Genomic DNA, 18,177 nt, shown 5'->3' with positions numbered 1-18,177 from the left:
AGAGGTCAATAATGCGTAATTTGATTTTAAAATCGAATGGAATTGTTTATTGTCATCGGCATCAAATACTGGTGTTTAAACGATTGGGTTCTCATTTTAAGCACTTTTATATTCACCCAGTATTGATATTTATTGCTGATTAATCTTGTTATTTGATTGGCAAAAAAATCATATTTCTAATGACATTCTTTTTGAAAATGGCAGATAAATGATTTGTCATGGATACACTCGAGGATACAAATATGCCGATCTATAATGCACCATTAAAAGACATGGAATTTATTTTAAATGACGTGTTTAAAGCGGATGAGTTCTGGCAAAGTAATCAGAAACTTGAACATGTAGACATGGCAACCGCCAATGCTATTTTAGAAGAAATGGCCAAGTTTTCAAAAAATGTCATCTTGGATTTAAATCGTAGCGGTGATGAAGAAGGCGCACATTTTGACAATGGTCAAGTGACAACGCCACAAGGTTTTAAACAAGCCTTTGAACAATATGGTCAAGGTGGTTGGATCGGTTTAGGCGCTGATGAAGCGTGGGGCGGTCAAAACATGCCGAAAATGCTGACCGTACTAACTGATGAAATGATTTTTGCGACAAACCCATCCTTTATGTTGTATCCATTGCTGTCTGTTGGTGCAGGAATGGCATTAAGCAACTGCGCATCTGAACAACAAAAACAAACTTATTTGCCGAAGATTTATTCTGGTGAATGGGCAGGCACCATGTGCTTGACTGAGCCACATGCAGGTACAGATTTAGGTCTGATTCATAGTAAAGCAGAACCTAATGCTGATGGTTCGTACAACATTAGTGGTACCAAAATCTTTATCACCGGTGGTGAGCATGATCTTGCTGAAAACATCATCCATTTAGTTCTCGCGAAAACCCCGAATGCACCTGCAGGTTCACGTGGTATTTCTTTGTTTATCGTACCGAAATTCTTAGTGAATGCCGATGGTTCTGTTGGCGAGCGTAATCACGTTGCAGCCGGTTCAATTGAACATAAGATGGGCATTAAAGGTTCAGCAACTTGTGTCATGAACTTTGATGCAGCCAAAGGTTTCTTGGTGGGTGAAGAAAACCGCGGACTTGCAGCGATGTTTGTAATGATGAACTACGAACGTTTATCGATGGGTATTCAAGGGATTGGCGCATCTGAGTTCGCCTATCAAAATGCAGCACAATATGCGACAGATCGTTTACAAGGTCGCAGTGCAACCGGTGCAAAAAATCCAAGTAAAGCAGCAGACAGCATTTTAGTTCATGGTGATGTGCGTCGTATGTTACTAAACGGCCGTGCGAACAATGAAGCATCACGTGCTTTTGCAGTGTATGTGGCGCAGCAACTTGATATTACTAAATTCTCTGTAGACCCTGCTGTGGTACAGCAAGCCGATGATCGTGTGGCATTACTGACCCCAGTCGCCAAAGCCTTCCTCACCGATACTGCATTTAATGCGGTACTTGATGCGCAAATGTGTTTTGGTGGTCACGGTTATATTCGTGAGTGGGGCATGGAACAATGTGTACGTGACTTACGTATTGCACAAATCTATGAGGGTACCAACGGTGTTCAAGCACAGGATTTAATTGGTCGTAAAGTCATTAAAAACAATGGCGCTATGATTTTGAGTTATGTGGCTGAAATCCGTCAATTCACACAAGCATTAAATGACAGCTTGATTATCAAAGCTGCAACTTTGCAGGCTTGTGATGAGGTTGAGCAAATTACGCAGTTTATTTTAGAACAAGCACAAAGTAAGCCAGATTTTGCTAATGGTGTGGCAGTTGACTACTTACAAGCAGTGGGCTTACTCAGCTTTGCTTATATGTTTGCACGTATGAGTCAAGCTGCAAGTGAAAAAACCGAAGACTTCTATCAAAACAAATTGGTCTTGGCTGAGTTCTTTGTGGCGAAAGTCTTACCTAAATTGGCGATGCATGTGCAACAAATCAAAGCTGGATCTGATTTGATGATGCAATTGTCTGATGCGTATTTTACGGCTCAATCGTAAGAAATCTCAGTCTTGCAGTATAGATGACTCATTTTTGTTTAAGAGAAATCTCCCCCGAACCCCCTCTTTTCCAAAGAGGGGGACTCCAGTGTGATGTGACATAAGACTCCTCCCTTTTTCAAAGGTGAGTAGCACTGCTACGCAAGGGAGGGATTTATGCTCCTCTCTCTAGAAGGACTATGTTTAGGCATGAAGGAAACATGCCTAACAATGGAATGCTTTAAACAACACCCTGCAATCACATGCAGGGTATTCACCATTTTGGCACTGTTGTTTAACCATATTGTTTAATGGTTTTTAAAAATATTTGAGAATTTTAAGATGAATAATGATTTAACGCGTATTCGACGCAGCGCCTTACATGACAAAATTATGCCTGCAGCAGAGGCTGTTAAATTAATAAAAGACGGCATGGTTGTCGGTATGAGTGGCTTTGGTGGCGGTGGTGAAGCGAAAACCGTTCCTTTGGCATTGGCTGAACATGCCAAGACCCATCCACTGCAAATTACCTTTGCGACCGGTGCTAGCTTAGGCAATGGGATTGATAAAAAATTATGTGAAGCCAACGTCATTGCACGTCGCTTACCTTATCAATCAGATGCGACATTACGTAAGGCGATTAATGCTGGCGATGTGATGTTTACCGATCAACATTTGTCAGAAACCGCAGAACAAATGCGCCACCATACGATCGCGCAACCGAGTATCGCGATTATTGCTGCGACCGCGATTACAGAAGATGGGCACATCATCCCAACGGGTTCGGTGGGGAATTCTGCTGCTTTTGCAGAAATGGCAGATCAAATTATTGTTGAAATCGACCAAAGTATTCACCCTTCCTTTGAAGGTGCGCACGATATTTACGTACCCAAAGCACGACCAAATCGTGAGCCAGTCCCATTGATTCATGTGGATGATCGGATTGGAACGCACGGTATTGTGGTCAATCCTGAGAAAATTACTGCAATTGTTTTTAATGACATTCCTGATCGTGCAGCGTCAATGGCAGACCCAGATGAGGAAACGCTGGCGATTGCGAAAAACTTAATTAAGTTCTTTGAAAATGAAGTCGCAGTTGGGCGTTTACCTGAAAACCTCGGCCCATTACAGTCTGGCGTTGGCTCAATTGCCAATGCGGTTTTTGCGGGCTTTGAACATTCAAGCTTTAAAAATTTAGAGATGTATTCTGAAGTTTTACAAGACTGTACCTTCCAGTTAATCGACTCTGGCAAAATGATCTTTGCTTCAGGTAGTTCGATGACGCTTGATACCAGCGCTGAACGCGTGATGAATAATTTTGAGCTTTATAAAGATAAAGTGGTGTTACGCCCCCAAGAGATTTCCAATAACCCTGAGCTTATTCGTCGTTTAGGTATTATTGCGATTAATACTGCGATTGAGTTTGATATTTACGGTAACGTGAATTCAACCCATGTCACCGGCAGTAAGATGATGAATGGGATTGGTGGTTCGGGAGACTACGCACGTCATGCACATTTGGCTGTTTTTGTGACCAAATCGATTGCCAAAGATGGCGCGATTTCTTCTGTAGTCCCTATGGTCAGCCATGTTGATCACAATGAACACGACATCGACATCTTGGTAACAGAACAAGGGGTTGCGGACTTACGTGGCTTGGCACCAAGAGAACGTGCATTACAAATTATTGAGCATTGTGCGCATCCATCTTATCAACCATTGTTACGTGATTATTTCGAAAGAGCCTGTGCCAAAGGTGGACATACCCCGCATTTGTTAAATGAAGCATTGTCTTGGCATGCTAACTTTGAAGAAACGGGTCATATGCAGGCTTAATAAATCCTGTTTTACAACACAACAAGCCGCTAAGACTCAGTCATAGCGGCTTTTTTTCTATTCGCGAGCAAAATCTGGATTAACTTAATGTACGTGCTGCATCCAGTACTGCGTGTAGTACCTTATCTTTGTCGATATCGCCAATATTGGTTATGCCAATCGCCATGTGACGATGGGTAATCGGAACGAATAAACCAACCACCCCCGCTTGTAATGCACCTTCTGAATAGGCATAGCCGAGTTGTCTTGCCGTGTGTACTGCGGCACTGTCTTGTTCCTGACTTGGAAACGTCGATGCGAGTGCGATGCCACTGGCTGCAAGACCAAGTGCATGTCGTGAACCCAGTTCATAATTAATCTTTAAATAGGTCGCTCCAGCCGAAGCCGTTTTAATCACCACACAATCGCTGCCTTCTGCAATCACCAAGCAAGCACTGGCTTGGGTCTGCATCGAGAGTTCATTTAAGACCTGTTGTGCCGATGCCGGAATCGTTCTTTCAAAGCACTGATATAGATCGATTACTTTACTACTCAGTTCGAGGTGCTGCTGTTCATTGCTTTTGATATAGCCCAAATGGCTTAGCGTGCGGGTAATCCGGTAGGCAATGGTGCGATTAATTCCAAGCTGTTCGGCAAGTTGTGCCACATTGATTTGGCCATGTTTTTTTGCAATCAATTCTAAGGCATGCATGCCGCGCTCTAATGTTTGTAATGTTTCCACAGTTTTTCCCTATTCCGACATTCACCAACTGCATTGGTCATGGCAGAGTTTACCGATTCTTCAATTAAAAGTATTTGCAAAATCATAGTTTATTTATTTGACAAAAGAAGAGTGGGTTATTTATGATGATTACTATATTAGAACATAGTGTTCGATAATAGAACAAGGACGGTTCAGTAATGAATACACCAGTAACGCCAGCGGGACAATGCCCATTTCATGCGCAGCTTAAGGAAAAAGGCGAAAATTTTGATATGTTTGGTGCTGCCTATCAAACTGATCCTGCTGAAGCTTTAAAAGAATTTAGAGAGCAACTACCGATTTTCTATTCAGAAGCGATGGGGCATTGGATTGTAACGCGCTACGAAGATGTTAAAGCCGTGTTCAGAGATCCGATTGTTTTTTCTGCTTATAATGCTTTGGAAAAACTGACTCCATCTTGTCCTGAATCGATCAAGATTCTTGAAAAATACCAATACGGTATGAACCGTACCTTGGTCAATGAAGTTGAACCAGTACATATGGAACGCCGCCGTGTTTTGATGGATGCGTTCACCCCACAAAATTTAGAAGTACATCAAAGCTTTGTAAAAGACTTAGTCAAAGAGAAAGTTGATGGCTTTATTCATAAAGGCCAAGCTGATTTAGTTCAAGAAATGCTTTGGGAAGTGCCGCTTACGGTTGCACTGCATTTCTTGGGCATTCCTGAAGAGGATATGCAAGAGCTACGCAAGTTTGCTGTGGCACATACGGTTAATACTTGGGGTAAACCAACTTTAGAGGAACAACGGGTTGTTGCTGAAGGCGTTGGACAGTTTTGGCAATATTCTGGGCAAGTGCTAGAAAGAATGAAAACCAATCCAGAAGGTGAAGGCTGGATGTATGACATGATTGCAAAAAATCGCCTCATGCCAGACGTGGTGACTGACAACTATTTACACTCCATGTTGATGGCAATCATGGTGGCTGCGCATGAAACCACTGCGTTGGCTTCAGTCAATGCCTTGAAGTTATTACTTGCTGATCGTTCGATTTGGAAAAAAATCTGTGACAATCCTAAATTGATTCCCGGTGCAGTGGAGGAGTGTTTACGCCATTCGGGTTCAATTGTGTCTTGGCGTCGTCAAGCCACTGAAGATGTGGTGGTGAATGGCACTCAGTTTAAAAAAGGCGATAAATTATTTGTGGTGATGGCTTCTGCTAACCACGATGAAGACCATTTTGAAAATGCCGATACACTGGATATTTACCGTGACAATGCCATTGAGCATCTGACCTTTGGTTATGGCGCACATCAGTGTATGGGTAAAAATATTGGCCGCATGGAAATCTGTGTATTCATTGAGGAATTGGCACGCCGTATTCCCGATCTAAGGTTATCTGAGCAAGATTTTAGTTATCTTCCGAATACCTCTTTTCATGGTCCAGAAGCACTTTGGGTGGAATGGCCGATTCAGCCTGAACCTAAAGATCAGCGTATTGTGACTTTTCCAATTGGCGCTCCCGATACCAAAGCCATGACCCGTACTGTGACGGTGCAAAAAATTCAACTGGAAGCAGAAGACGTATTGCGGCTTGAGCTGGCTGGATTGGATGGGGAGCAATTACCTAAATGGAGCCCCGGTGCACATATTGAATTAGTCTTGGCCAATGGTATGAGTCGTAAATATTCATTGTGTGGTACTGAGCAAGATGATTTTTATACTTTGGCGATTAAACATGAGCCACAAGGCCGTGGTGGATCGGCATGGATTCATCGTGATTTAAAAGCCAATGATGTGATTCAAATCAAAGGGCCGAAAAACTTTTTTAAACTTAATCTTAAAGCACCAACACATTTATTGATCGCTGGCGGCATTGGTATTACGCCAATCTTGACCATGGCCAATCGTCTACGGGCACAAGGCAAAAGCTATCGTCTGATTTATATGGCACGTCACCGCGAACAGATGGCATTGCTCGATGAAGTATTGGCGCATGGTGATGCTGCCGAATTGTTTATTTCAACTGAAGGCAAAAAAGTTGATTTAAAACAATTGTTATCGCAACAGGCAGCAGAGACACAGGTTTGTGCTTGTGGTTCAGAAGCGCTGTTGGATAGTTTGGCAGAATATGCTGAAGTGTTCCCACATTTAGAAATCACCATGGAGCATTTTGGTTCAGGCAGCAACAGTATGATTCGCCCGGATGATCAAGCCTTTGAAGTGGAACTAGTCGATAGTGGATTGAGCTTTACAGTAGCAGCCGATCAGACCTTACTCGACTGTCTGTTAGAAAAAGGTTTTGATGTCAGCCATGACTGCGGTGAAGGCTTATGTGGTAGCTGTCAGGTCGGTACCTCATGTGGTGAAATTGATCACAGAGATAAAGTATTGACCAAGTCTGAACGAGAAAGCATGTCCTCAATTATGACCTGTTGTTCTAGAGGCAAGGGTAAATTGCAGCTGAAGTTGTAAAACGAGCAAGATGGAGCATATAAATCAGAAGCTTTGATTCATCGCCCTGATCCATCGCACTACACGCAGCATCAAGCAAAAAGCAGGTCTCCATTGAGAGCTGCTTTTTGGGTTTAGACCATTACTTTTTTTAACGCATCTCAGGTTCTACTGCTTCGCGCTGAAATGTCTATATGCTTAGGATGTTCATGCATTTACATCGGATGCAGCAACATAATCACAGTGCTGGTGCTGAGTATTGTACCAATGGTGGTGATGAGCAAAATCGTAGAACTGCGTTCACCCATACCTACCCCTTGAGCAAAAACCCCAAAAAGTGTTGCCATCGACATGCTGGCCAACAGTACACCTGCAAAAATCATCTCGGGCGTGGTATTGGGCAGGCATAGGAACACCAAATAAACCAGAAGTGGCATCGCGACCAACTTGGTCGAAATGATAATGCTGGCATCACGAGAAATATTATTAATTTTTTTAATCCCGTAGAGGCTGCCACCCACCACAAATAATCCCAAGGGCGCTGCGATTTTTCCAATTGGCATGAGCACATCAAAGATAAACTTCGGAAATTGTAGCTGCAATGCGCTCATGCTCACGCCTAAAATTAAGGCGAGAATAATCGGATTGCGCATAATATTTTTTAAGGTTTGCAATAAAATCGTTTTAAAGTTGGCTTGTTGCTGTTGACCGATTTCCAGACAGATGAGAAAGGGCAGAAACACAATAAAGTTTTCAAGTAAAAAGGTAATGGCAAAATAAATCGCAGCATTGGCACCCAGCACTGAATGTAGAATCGCACCGCCCATAAAGCCGGTATTGGACATCGAAGCACCCAGTGCAAAAACGCTGGCTTGGCTTAAAGGGGTTTGAAATACTTTAAAATAGAGTAATAAAATCAAGGCAAAGATCAGCAAGGAAACCAGTCCATAGCTCAATAAATATTGCGGTTGCCAAAGGCTTGCCAAGTTTTGCGCAGAAATACTCACGACCAATAAGCAGGGAACAGCCAGCCGAATGACAAATAAACCCAGTACTTTAATTTGATCCTTACTGAGAATATTACGTGCAACCACGAAATAGCCGAGGAAAATGGTTAAAAAAATCGGGGATAAAATTTGAAAAATAAGAAACATACCTGTTCTCTTTGTCCTTGAATAAAAGGCAGCTCCGCCTTTTATGAGATTTTTGCGTGGTTTAAATCAGTGCGAGGTATTTGTTTTTACAGCCAATATCATCATACTTATTTTAACAAATCACGCAATATGTAATCTAATTATGCAGGTCATAAATATTTTACTGCTCAGCGATAGGCAAGTGTAATGGTCAATCTGGGGTATCCAAGCAGAAAACAAATCTAAAACCAACCTTTGCCATTTAAGATTCAGCTTGAATGCGGACTCACTCAGCCAAGGCCGGTGTCGATTAAGATAAAAATGATTTGAAGAAGTACTTTTCATCGAGATCAATTGTCGGCACTATAGCTGCGCAGCGAAAGTCCTCACATTTTCTTTGTCTGCTTATATCCGCTTTTTGCTCTTTGCCTAGGTCGTCTATCATGTCCAATCGCCCGATGAAAAAAAACAGATTAAACCAAGCTTTGCAGTGCTTTATCTCGCTTTCCTCTAGTTCAGTTCTACTGTATTCAAGTCAGTTACAGGCCGAGACGACGCAAGTTCAGCAACTGCAAACGATTGTGGTCGAAGCGAGCAAGTATGCGGATAATTATGGCGAGAAGACGGTCAATATTTCAGGTTATGCCAATCCAGAAATTGCCAAGGTGCCAGCATCAGTCAGTGTGATTGGCGCAGATTTAATCGCCGATCAGCAAGCGCGTGTACTCTCCGATATTGTAAAAAATGACGCTGCAGTGGGCGACAATTATGCACCACTTGGCTTTTATCCAAATATTGTGACCCGTGGTTTTGTGCTGGATCAGGCATCCAGTTATCTGATCAATTCAATGTTGATCCGTGGTGAGCAAAATGTGGCTTTGGAAAATAAACAGCAGGTTGAGATTTTAAAAGGCATATCTGCAATGCAAAGTGGCATGTCGACTGCAGGTGGTGTGATTAACTATGTGACCAAACGCCCAGAGCAAGTACGAAATTTGAGTATGGCCGTGGATGAGTACGGCGATAATCTGGTGGCGGTAGATGTGGGGGGATTTTGGGGGCAGCAACAACAGTTTGGGTATCGGATCAATTTAGCCAATCAAAATACCCGTCCTTATGTCGAACACAGCAATGGCGAACGTCAATTCGGTGCCTTGGCATTGGATTGGAAAATTGATGACAAATCAAAACTTGAGTTTGATATTGAATCACAAAGACAGCAGCAACGCTCTGTACCCGGTTATGAACTCCTTGATGGCAACGTGCCGACTGGTGTCAAGTGGGACCGTTTATTGGGTTATCAATCAGATGCAAAACCGGTGACCAATAAAAGCTTAAACAGCAGCTTGCAATATCAATATCAGTTTAATAACCGTTGGAGCGGGCGTTTAAGTGCGGCACACAGTAAAGTGGTGATTGATGATTTCTCCTCTTTTGCTTATGGCTGTTTTAGTGATATTTGTGATTTTACGGGCACGGGCAGTGGTTTTGATAAAAATGGCAATTACGACATTTATAATTGGCGTAATCCAGACGATACCTTTCAAACCAACCAATATAAAGCCACGCTCAATGGTGCTTTTAATACCGGTCCTTTCAAACATGAGCTGTATTTGGAATTGACACAGACACAGAAAAAGCACAGTCAATATCCCGGTGTGAATCAATTGATTGGGACAGGTAATATTTATAATGACGAGGTGCATTATATTGATGGCTTGGAATTAACCACGGAAATTACAGGTGATAAATATCAATCACTTCGTAGTTCACAAACAGCGCTCACGGTACTGGATCAGATTGCATGGAATTCGCAGTGGTCAAGCATTGTCGGGGGGAAATGGGTCGATTTAAATGAAAAAGCCTATAGCGCAGCTGGTGTGCAAAGCCGTAAGACTGATTTAGATAAATTCTTACCGCAATTGGCGCTGATGTTTACACCGTGGGAAAATACCAATTTGTATGCCTCGTATAGTAAAGGCCTTACCGATGGTGGAACTGCGCCGTGGTATGCGGAAAATTTTGGTGAAACCTTAGCACCGATTAATTCGCGTCAATATGAAATCGGGATTAAACAGCAGATCAATGATTATTTATTCACTGCTGCATTATTTGATATTAAAAAAGACAATCAGAGTATTGAGCCGAATGCAGCGGGTGAACAGATTTTTATGGACCAAGGGCAACAGCATAATTATGGCTTAGAACTTGGGGTCAGTGGACGTATTAACGAGGCCTTAAAAATCAGTTCAAGCATGGCCTATACCTATGCCAAATTAATTGATATTAGCAATCCAGATTATCAAGGCCATCAACTGCAAAATGTACCCAAACTGCGTTTTAGCAGTTATGCCGCGTATGATATTGCAGCCATTGAGGGCTTAAGTGTTTTGGGGGGGCTGCGTTATAGCAGTAGCAAATTTGCCAATAAAGAAGGCACAGCCAAAGTTGCGGGTTATAGCGTGGTTGATTTAGGCGCGGCCTATCGTTTCGATTTAAATCGTTATGCAACCACCGTGCGTTTTAATCTAGATAATGTATTTAATAAAAAGTACTGGCGTGATGCAGGTGGTTTTATTGGAGATGATTATTTATTCCTAGGCGCACCACGTACTGCAAAGTTGGCACTTGATATAAACTTTTAAGCAAACAGCCAGACCGTGATGACTACCGTCTGGCTTTATTTTAAATAAGGGAGGCATCATTTGTTTCTGCTATGACGCAAGATATGGCAAATTGTGCTGCAAATAAGTGCTTGTTTATATAGATGAAGGTCTACGATATCCCAGTCAAATGACATGTTATAAATGCATTGAGTATATTAATCATTAATAACTGCGCGGAATAAGACCGTATCAGGTTTTTTCAGCGGCCAAGCGCCGTGTATATAAAAATGAAAAGGGACGCAATGGATGCAGCCAAAAACCACTCAATTGAATATGCCCAATAATCGGGTATTTGCGCGCTATGCGATTGCTATCGTGGCATTTGCCCAATTGTTTGGAACCTCATTGTGGTTTAGTGCCAATAGTGCGGCTCTGGATTTAATTCGTGAATGGGGCATTACAGCAGCAGATATTGGTTGGCTGACCAATGCGGTACAAGCAGGATTTATTTTAGGCACTTTTTTAATTGCCGCCACTGGGCTTGCCGATCGTTTTAAGGCCAGTTCGATTTTTGTCTGTGCTGCTATTTTGGGGGCAGTTTTTAATTTTTGTTTTGCATGGTTGGCAACGGGATTGTCTGAAGCCATGCTCTACCGCTTTTTTGTCGGGATGAGTCTTGCTGGAATTTATCCGATTGGCATGAAACTGGTGATTCAGTGGGCGCCTGATCAAGCGGGGCAGGCACTGGCTCGACTGGTGGCAATGTTGACGCTAGGCACTGCATTACCTTTTGCTTTAAATGGCTTATTTACTGCTTTGGCTTGGCAAGCGGTGATGAGTTGCTCGTCTGTACTGGCACTGATTGCGGCCGGATTGATCTATAGGTTAGGCGATGCCAAGCATTCTCATACCGCAAAACCGCAAGCTCAAAGCCTAAGAGCTCAGCAAGCAGTTTTGACAAAATCAGGTGCCTTTCAGGTTTTTAAAATCGCAAAATTTCGAGCAGCTGCAGTGGGTTACTTCGGGCACATGTGGGAGTTATATGCTTTTTGGGCGATGCTGCCGTTATTTATTCAACACTCAGGTATTCCTGAAAAATTAGGCATACCTAACGTCGCATTACTCAGCTTTGCGGTCATTGCAGCTGGTGCAATCGGCTGTCTATTGGGCGGCTATGTTGCCAAACAGCGGGGTAGTGCGCAAGCTGCGCTTGGTGCCTTGTGGATTTCGGGACTGAGTTGTTTGGCTTTTGTGGTCGGTTGGCGGTTTTTACCCGCGTGGGGATTGCTGATTATTTTATTGGTGTGGGCAATAGCTGTCATCGCCGATTCTCCACAGTTTTCCGCGCTTTCGGCGCAGGCATGTCCACCGGAAAAACTTGGTGCAGCCTTGGCGATTCAAAATGCGATTGGCTTTGCCATCACCATTGTTTCGATCACCCTGACCAGTTATGCATTTGATTTTATTGGGCTAGATGCTGCTTGGATTTTACTGATTGGGCCTGTATTGGGATTGGTGGGGTTTTATTCGATTCGTCGTAATGAAATGCGGGTTTAACTAATAGAAAACAGTGCTGAAATAGCTACTCAGCTTTATCAGTGTGTTGATTAAAACCAAGCCACCCCATATTAAAAAACCCAACCTTTTATCAAAGATTGGGTTTTGATTTATTAACAGTAGGCTTTGGTTTAAACGTTTTGTGCTGCAGTTACTGCAATTTCAATTAACCATTTTGGGTTAACCAAATCAGCTTGAATAGTTGCGCGTGATGGTGCTTCAACGCCTTTTACCCAATCAATCCAAATCGCATTGACAGTATTAAAATCATCTAAGTTTTTAACATAGAGCTGCGCGGATAGCATTCTTGATTTATCAGTATTCGCCAATGCCAATAACTGATCAATTTTTGCGAGTACTTCAGCGGTTTGACCTTCAATACCCAAATCAGTATCTGTTGGTACTTGACCTGATAAATACACCACTTGATTAAAAATGGTAACACCGCTCATCACGTCGTTACGGTTTAGTTTTTTGATATCTGCATGACTCATTTTAAAGCTCCTTAAGTTTCTATTTTAAAATTAACTCGATTGGTAATGCCGCACATGAGTTCATAACCGACAGTACCTGAACCAGCTGCGACGTCATCAATGGCTAAAACTTGCTGACAACTTGATTTACCCCACAACACCACTTCACTGCCAATATCAGCATTTGTAATATGAGTTAAATCGACTGCCAGCATGTCCATACTGACTCGGCCAAGGGTCTGGGTTGGTGTCCCATTGACCAAAACTGGGGTGCCTGTTGCGGTAATTCGTTGATAACCATCGGCATAACCACAGGCGACGATACCAATTCGCATGTTTTTTTCAGCACGGAACAGTGAACCATAACCAATGGTTTCATCTGCGGTTAAATCTTGGATGGCAATGATTTCACTGCGCAAACTCATGCTTGGCTGTAAGTCCCAATCGACAATACTATGCGTTGGATAATCGGGAGAACTGCCATAAAGTAAAATCCCAGCACGCACATGATCTGAATCGACTTGCTGAGCATGCCTTAAGATGGCAGCACTATTACTTAAAGTACGTTTGCCCGGTAAATCTTCAATGCTGCGATTAAACAGTTCAAGTTGCTCATCAATGCCATTTTTTCCAAAACGATCACTGTCGGCATCGGAAAAATGCATCATATGGGTAATCGATTTGACTGCGGCACAGTCGTTGAGTTGTTGCCAAGCGGCACGATATTGTTCGGGTTTAAAGCCGAGACGATTCATACCGGTATTCATTTTTAGGAAAACATCAAACTGCGCAGGGTTGGGATGTTGCTGCAACCACTGAATTTGCGCTGCACTATGAATGCTAAAACTGAGCTTGTCGTTCGCACAATCAAAGAGATCTTGTGCTGAGAAAATCCCTTCTAATAAAATAATCGGGCCTTGCCAACCCAAGGCACGCAGACGTTTGGCTTCATCGAGATCCAATAAAGCAAAGCCGTCGGAGCAGTTCAGTGCAGGAAAAACCCGTTCGATACCATGACCATAGGCATTGGCTTTGACCACTGCAAAAACTTGGCTGTCTGGTACAATCTTTCTGACCACAGCCAAATTATGTCGCAGCGCATCATGATGAATAATCGCTTGAATGGGACGTGGCATTGATTAAAATCCTTTTCGCGTTACAAATGTTCGATCGTCAATTAAGCAACGTGGGAATAACGCTGAATTGATAAGCCTTCTGTACTAATTTCAGGATCTTGCTTTAACACCAAGTCACTAATCAGTTTGCCTGAACCACATGCCATGGTCCAGCCCAAAGTCCCGTGTCCAGTATTTAAAAATAGATTTTTATAACGCGTTCCCCCAATAATCGGGGTGCTGTCTGGGGTCATTGGTCGTAAACCCGTCCAGAATGTTGCTTGTGCTAAATCGCCACCTGGGAACAGGTCTTGAGTTACCATTTCCAAGGTATCGCGACGAGTTTGTTTGAGGCCGAGATTAAAACCACTTAACTCTGCCATTCCACCGACACGAATACGATTGTCAAAACGGGTAATCGCAATTTTATAGGTTTCATCTAACACGGTTGATTGCGGTGCTAAATCAGCATCAACAATTGGAATGGTGAGTGAATAGCCTTTGACTGGGTAAACTGGAAGATCCAGTGCCAGTGGTTTTAAGAAATCACGTGAATAACTACCAAATGCCAAGACATAACGATCGGCAGTTAATGTTTGACCATCAACGATCACGCCTTTAATCTCATCGCCTTCAACCACGAGATTTTCAACATTTTGATTAAATAGAAATTTTACACCCATGTCTTTGGCCAGCTTGGCCAATGCATTGGTAAATAAATAACAGTCGCCAGTCTCATCATTTGGAAGGTGTAGGCCACCGACCAATTTGTCTTGGGCACGGGCCAGAGCAGGTTCTACTTTGGCCAAATCTGCTTTTCCAAGCAGTTCATGGTCAACACCACATTCTTTCAGTACTTCGATATCACGTTGTACGGCTTCGAGTTGTGCATCGCTGCGGAATAACTGTAGGGTGCCTTTGGCGCGGTGTTCATATTGAATACCTGTCGCAGCACGTAAGTCACGTAAACAGTCACGGCTGTATTCAGCGACACGGGTCATTCGTTCTTTATTGACTGCATAATGTTGTGGATTACAGTTTTTAAGCATCTGTGCCATCCACTGCAATTGCCACAAGCTACCATCTAAGTTAATGGCTAAGGGAGCATGATGTTGGAACATCCATTTTACCGCTTTAAACGGAATGCCCGGTGCTGCCCAAGGGGTTGAGTACCCAGGAGAAATTTGGCCAGCATTACCAAAACTGGTTTCTTCAGCAGGGGCAGGTTGACGATCAATCACCGTCACATTTGCACCTTGTTTGGCAAGGTAATAAGCACTTGCAACACCAATTACACCGCTGCCTAAAACGATAACATGCATATTTATTCCTTTAAATTATTAAAAGCGTAGCTCTAGTTGATTTCGCTAGTATATTTGCAAAGCTATAGTTGATTTCACTGTTTAATGGGCTAAAATCTAGGTGTTTCATCGTTTTTTTCACGAGAAATTCAAAATTAGAGGAAAAGAGTGATGCGTAAGTTAGATCGGATCGATGCATTGATTTTGGATATCTTGCAGCGAGAGGGACGGATCGCCATGAGTGAGCTGGCGACCCGCGTAAATTTGTCGACCACGCCTTGTTCTGAGCGAGTTAAACGACTGGAACGTGAAGGGATTATCATGGGCTATCATGCGCATTTAAATCCAGCGCTGGTTGATCGTAATTTACTGGTTTTTCTGGAAATTAAACTGTCAGCAAAATCTGGAGATGTGTTTGATGAGGTTGCTAAAAAATTAGCCGAAATTCCAGAGGTGTTAGAATGTCATTTGATCTCTGGCGAGTTTGATTATTTGGTCAAAGCCCGCTTAAAAGAAATGGGGGCTTATCGACGTTTATTGGGGGATTTGCTGAAAAAGCTACCGGCTTCGGCTTCATCACATAGTTATGTGGTGATGGAAGAAATTAAAGAAAGTCTTTATTTAAATGTCGATTAAAGCGAGTTTGATTCAAACCCACTTTAATTATTCAGCCTGAAAATGCTGATCAAGATAGTGATCTAAAATATTATAATGATTGCTGTCTTTGATCAGCATATGCTGGGTATGTTGCTCACCATTTTTCAAGCGCTGCTGATAATAATGTTCACTTTGCCATTTCAGTGCAGCCAACTCTTGATCGCCGCAGTAAATTTCACAAGACTTATTAAAAATCTGATTGCGTGTGATCGGACTATAATGCTGAATTTCTTGCTCCGATAACTTTAAAGCCTCATTTAACGGTGTTGCTGAAATAGGGGCTAAGTCGTAAATACCGCTCAGTAAAATGGTTTTGGAAACCAGAGGGTGATCTTGCATTAATGCCCCCAGATGCGCACCCGCTGAATGCCCAATCACAATCACCTCATCGCTAATCCAAGGTTGTTCCAGCATAAAGTCAAACGCTTGACGGATCTGAGTCACGATCTCCTGCATACAACTGCTGGGTGCCAGATCGTATTCTAGTAATACACATTGGCAGTTTTTATTTAAAAGCTGCGGGGCAATAAATGCAAAATCTGATTTATTACACCACTGCCAATAACCGCCATGAATAAAAATTACTGTTGTTTTGGCTTGATCGAGTCTAAATAAATCAAGGCTTGAACGTTTATGTGCTGCATATTGAATATCACGAATGCAAAGATGATTTTTATAACAAGCTAAGCTTCGCTTTTTGAAATTGATTAGAATTTCATTTTCATTGGTTACAGTTGTCGCGTTGTCATAAGTTTGCATTGTGATACTCACTTTTCAAATATTTTAACAATCAGGCGAGTGCAAATTTAATGATTAAAAATGCCTTGCTATAGACTGCTTTCATCATTGTTTCGAACCATTTTAATTTCTCATCAAAGGCAAGATTAAAAGGGCAGATGAAAGAAGTCTTCTGTTTAGCCTTGTGATTTTTTTCTGATAGAGCGATTCATAAAGTAAAAAATGATCAGAAAAATAATAAATGGGATACCAAATTGAAGGGTGGATTTAAATTCATTGGTAAACCAAGTCGTGATCATAATGCTTAATATCGAGATCAGACCAAATAATGAAATTAGCTTACTGCCTGGGATTTTATATTTCAGACCAATGTTATTTTTTGCCATATTGGCTCTAAAGAACATGTGTGTAAAAAAGATACCGCCCCAAGTAAATAATGCACCAAACATCGACAAGGCAATCATGACAGGGAATGCCGTTGCTGGATCGATACTGTAAACCACACTCGCTACCCCAATACCCATTGCAGAGAGAATAAGTGCATTGGTGGGTACTCCATTTTTCCCAATTTTACCGAACAATTTAGGTGCATCACCGGCACGCGATAAACTAAACAGCATACGTGTTGAGATATACAACATACTGTTCATTGCAGATAAAGCCGCAACAATTACGATGAAGTTTAAAATACTGTCCGCATAGGGAATGCCCACGTATTGCATCACCATAACAAATGGACTGGTTGCATCTTTTTCGATTAATACGGTCCAAGGCACGATTAATACGATTAAGGTTAGCGACAGTAAATAAAATAATATTAATCTGACCGCGGTACTTTTAAAGGCAAATTTCACCGCCTTTTCTGGATCTTTGGCTTCACCAGCAGCCACGGCAATCATCTCAATACTCAGATAGCTGAATATCGAAATAATCACGCCAATCCAAATCCCTGAAAAACCATTCGGTGCAAAACCACCATGTCCCACCAAGTTTTCAGTAAGGTGACTGTCTGAACCTGAACCAAAATTTTGAGTCAGGATGCCAATCGCCAGCAGAATAAAAACGATAATCGCGAATACTTTAATGGTTGAAAACCAATATTCAATAAAACCAAATGCTTTTACGCTATATGCATTCACGGCCAGTAATACGGCTGAGAAAAATGCGATCCAAACCCAAGCATCGACATTGGGGTACCAAAACCGCATATAGTCTGCGACAGCCGTGATTTCTGTGCCCACGGCCAAGACAATACAGGCCCAATAACTATATCGAATAAGAAAGCCAACCAAGGGGTGTACATAATATTCGGCATAGGCACCGAAAGACCCCGAAGTTGGATGTTGAACGGTCATTTCTGCTAAACATGCCATTAATGCAAATGCAATTAAACCGCCAATGGCATAACTCACAATAACTGCTGGGCCAGCAAAACTAATTGCAAATTTGCTGCCCATAAATAAACCAGTACCAATGGCACCACCAATTGCAATCATTCCTATTTGCTTGGCGGTTAATTTTTTATGCAAACCCGCTTCACGGGTTTGGATTTCATCAAAATTACTCATACACCCTCCTAGGCATAAGCTTTTTTGCAATGACTTA

The 18,177-nt window shown here is 42.3% G+C and carries 13 protein-coding genes; 6 read left to right on the top strand and 7 right to left on the bottom strand.

Annotated elements, in window-relative coordinates; genetic code table 11:
* The first annotated feature begins 242 nt into the window (after positions 1-242).
* Both FD716_RS11600 and FD716_RS11595 read left to right on the top strand, forming a co-directional pair.
* Positions 243-2,021 carry an acyl-CoA dehydrogenase C-terminal domain-containing protein gene (locus FD716_RS11600; RefSeq protein ID WP_139853675.1) on the top strand — a complete coding sequence of 593 codons (1,779 nt, stop codon included), beginning with the start codon at positions 243-245 and terminating at the stop codon, positions 2,019-2,021.
* 321 nt (positions 2,022-2,342) lie between these two features.
* A complete protein-coding gene (locus FD716_RS11595) occupies positions 2,343-3,836 on the top strand; it encodes a succinate CoA transferase (protein WP_139852483.1) in 1,494 nt (497 codons plus the stop codon).
* 79 nt (positions 3,837-3,915) lie between these two features.
* Here FD716_RS11595 and FD716_RS11590 read toward each other — a convergent pair whose 3' ends face one another.
* Positions 3,916-4,557, bottom strand: a complete 642-nt coding sequence (locus FD716_RS11590; RefSeq protein ID WP_139852482.1) for an IclR family transcriptional regulator — start codon at positions 4,555-4,557, stop codon at positions 3,916-3,918.
* A gap of 179 nt (positions 4,558-4,736) precedes the next feature.
* Between FD716_RS11590 and FD716_RS11585 the strand changes: the two genes are divergently transcribed.
* Positions 4,737-7,013, top strand: a complete 2,277-nt coding sequence (locus tag FD716_RS11585) for a cytochrome P450/oxidoreductase (protein WP_139852481.1) — start codon at positions 4,737-4,739, stop codon at positions 7,011-7,013.
* A gap of 194 nt (positions 7,014-7,207) precedes the next feature.
* Here the strand turns inward: FD716_RS11585 and FD716_RS11580 are convergent, their stop codons facing one another.
* Entirely contained in the window at positions 7,208-8,146 is a 939-nt protein-coding gene (locus FD716_RS11580) for an AEC family transporter (protein WP_139852480.1), read from the bottom strand.
* Between the two features lie 422 nt (positions 8,147-8,568).
* Here FD716_RS11580 and FD716_RS11575 point away from each other — a divergent pair, with 422 nt between their 5' ends.
* Positions 8,569-10,770, top strand: coding sequence for a TonB-dependent siderophore receptor (locus tag FD716_RS11575; RefSeq protein WP_139852479.1), 2,202 nt, complete (start codon positions 8,569-8,571; stop codon positions 10,768-10,770).
* A gap of 267 nt (positions 10,771-11,037) precedes the next feature.
* Positions 11,038-12,288 (top strand): MFS transporter, encoded by a 1,251-nt coding sequence (locus tag FD716_RS11570; protein WP_139852478.1) that lies wholly within the window; start codon positions 11,038-11,040, stop codon positions 12,286-12,288.
* A gap of 131 nt (positions 12,289-12,419) precedes the next feature.
* Here the strand turns inward: FD716_RS11570 and FD716_RS11565 are convergent, their stop codons facing one another.
* From FD716_RS11565 to FD716_RS11555, 3 genes are read right to left on the bottom strand one after another with little or no spacing between them, the layout of a single operon-like run.
* A complete protein-coding gene (locus FD716_RS11565) occupies positions 12,420-12,782 on the bottom strand; it encodes a RidA family protein (RefSeq protein WP_139852477.1) in 363 nt (120 codons plus the stop codon).
* 11 nt (positions 12,783-12,793) lie between these two features.
* Complete coding sequence (alr, locus tag FD716_RS11560; protein WP_139852476.1) at positions 12,794-13,897, bottom strand: alanine racemase; 1,104 nt, start codon at positions 13,895-13,897, stop codon at positions 12,794-12,796.
* Between the two features lie 41 nt (positions 13,898-13,938).
* A complete protein-coding gene (locus FD716_RS11555) occupies positions 13,939-15,198 on the bottom strand; it encodes a D-amino acid dehydrogenase (RefSeq protein WP_139852475.1) in 1,260 nt (419 codons plus the stop codon).
* 150 nt (positions 15,199-15,348) lie between these two features.
* On the opposite strand from FD716_RS11555, the gene FD716_RS11550 reads away from it, so the two are divergent.
* Positions 15,349-15,813, top strand: coding sequence for an Lrp/AsnC ligand binding domain-containing protein (locus FD716_RS11550; RefSeq protein WP_139852474.1), 465 nt, complete (start codon positions 15,349-15,351; stop codon positions 15,811-15,813).
* Positions 15,814-15,840: 27 nt separating this feature from the next.
* Here FD716_RS11550 and FD716_RS11545 read toward each other — a convergent pair whose 3' ends face one another.
* Both FD716_RS11545 and FD716_RS11540 read right to left on the bottom strand, forming a co-directional pair.
* The gene (locus FD716_RS11545; protein WP_139852473.1) at positions 15,841-16,593 is read right to left on the bottom strand and encodes an alpha/beta hydrolase; all 753 of its coding nucleotides are present in this window, start codon (positions 16,591-16,593) and stop codon (positions 15,841-15,843) included.
* Between the two features lie 155 nt (positions 16,594-16,748).
* Positions 16,749-18,140 (bottom strand): amino acid permease, encoded by a 1,392-nt coding sequence (locus FD716_RS11540; protein ID WP_139852472.1) that lies wholly within the window; start codon positions 18,138-18,140, stop codon positions 16,749-16,751.
* Positions 18,141-18,177: the final 37 nt, after the last annotated feature.

It is taken from the genome of Acinetobacter pullicarnis, from assembly GCF_006352475.1.
GTDB lineage: Bacteria > Pseudomonadota > Gammaproteobacteria > Pseudomonadales > Moraxellaceae > Acinetobacter > Acinetobacter pullicarnis.
The sequence above is the reverse complement of the archived record's forward strand: the minus strand, read 5'-3'. Positions and strand labels throughout refer to the sequence as shown.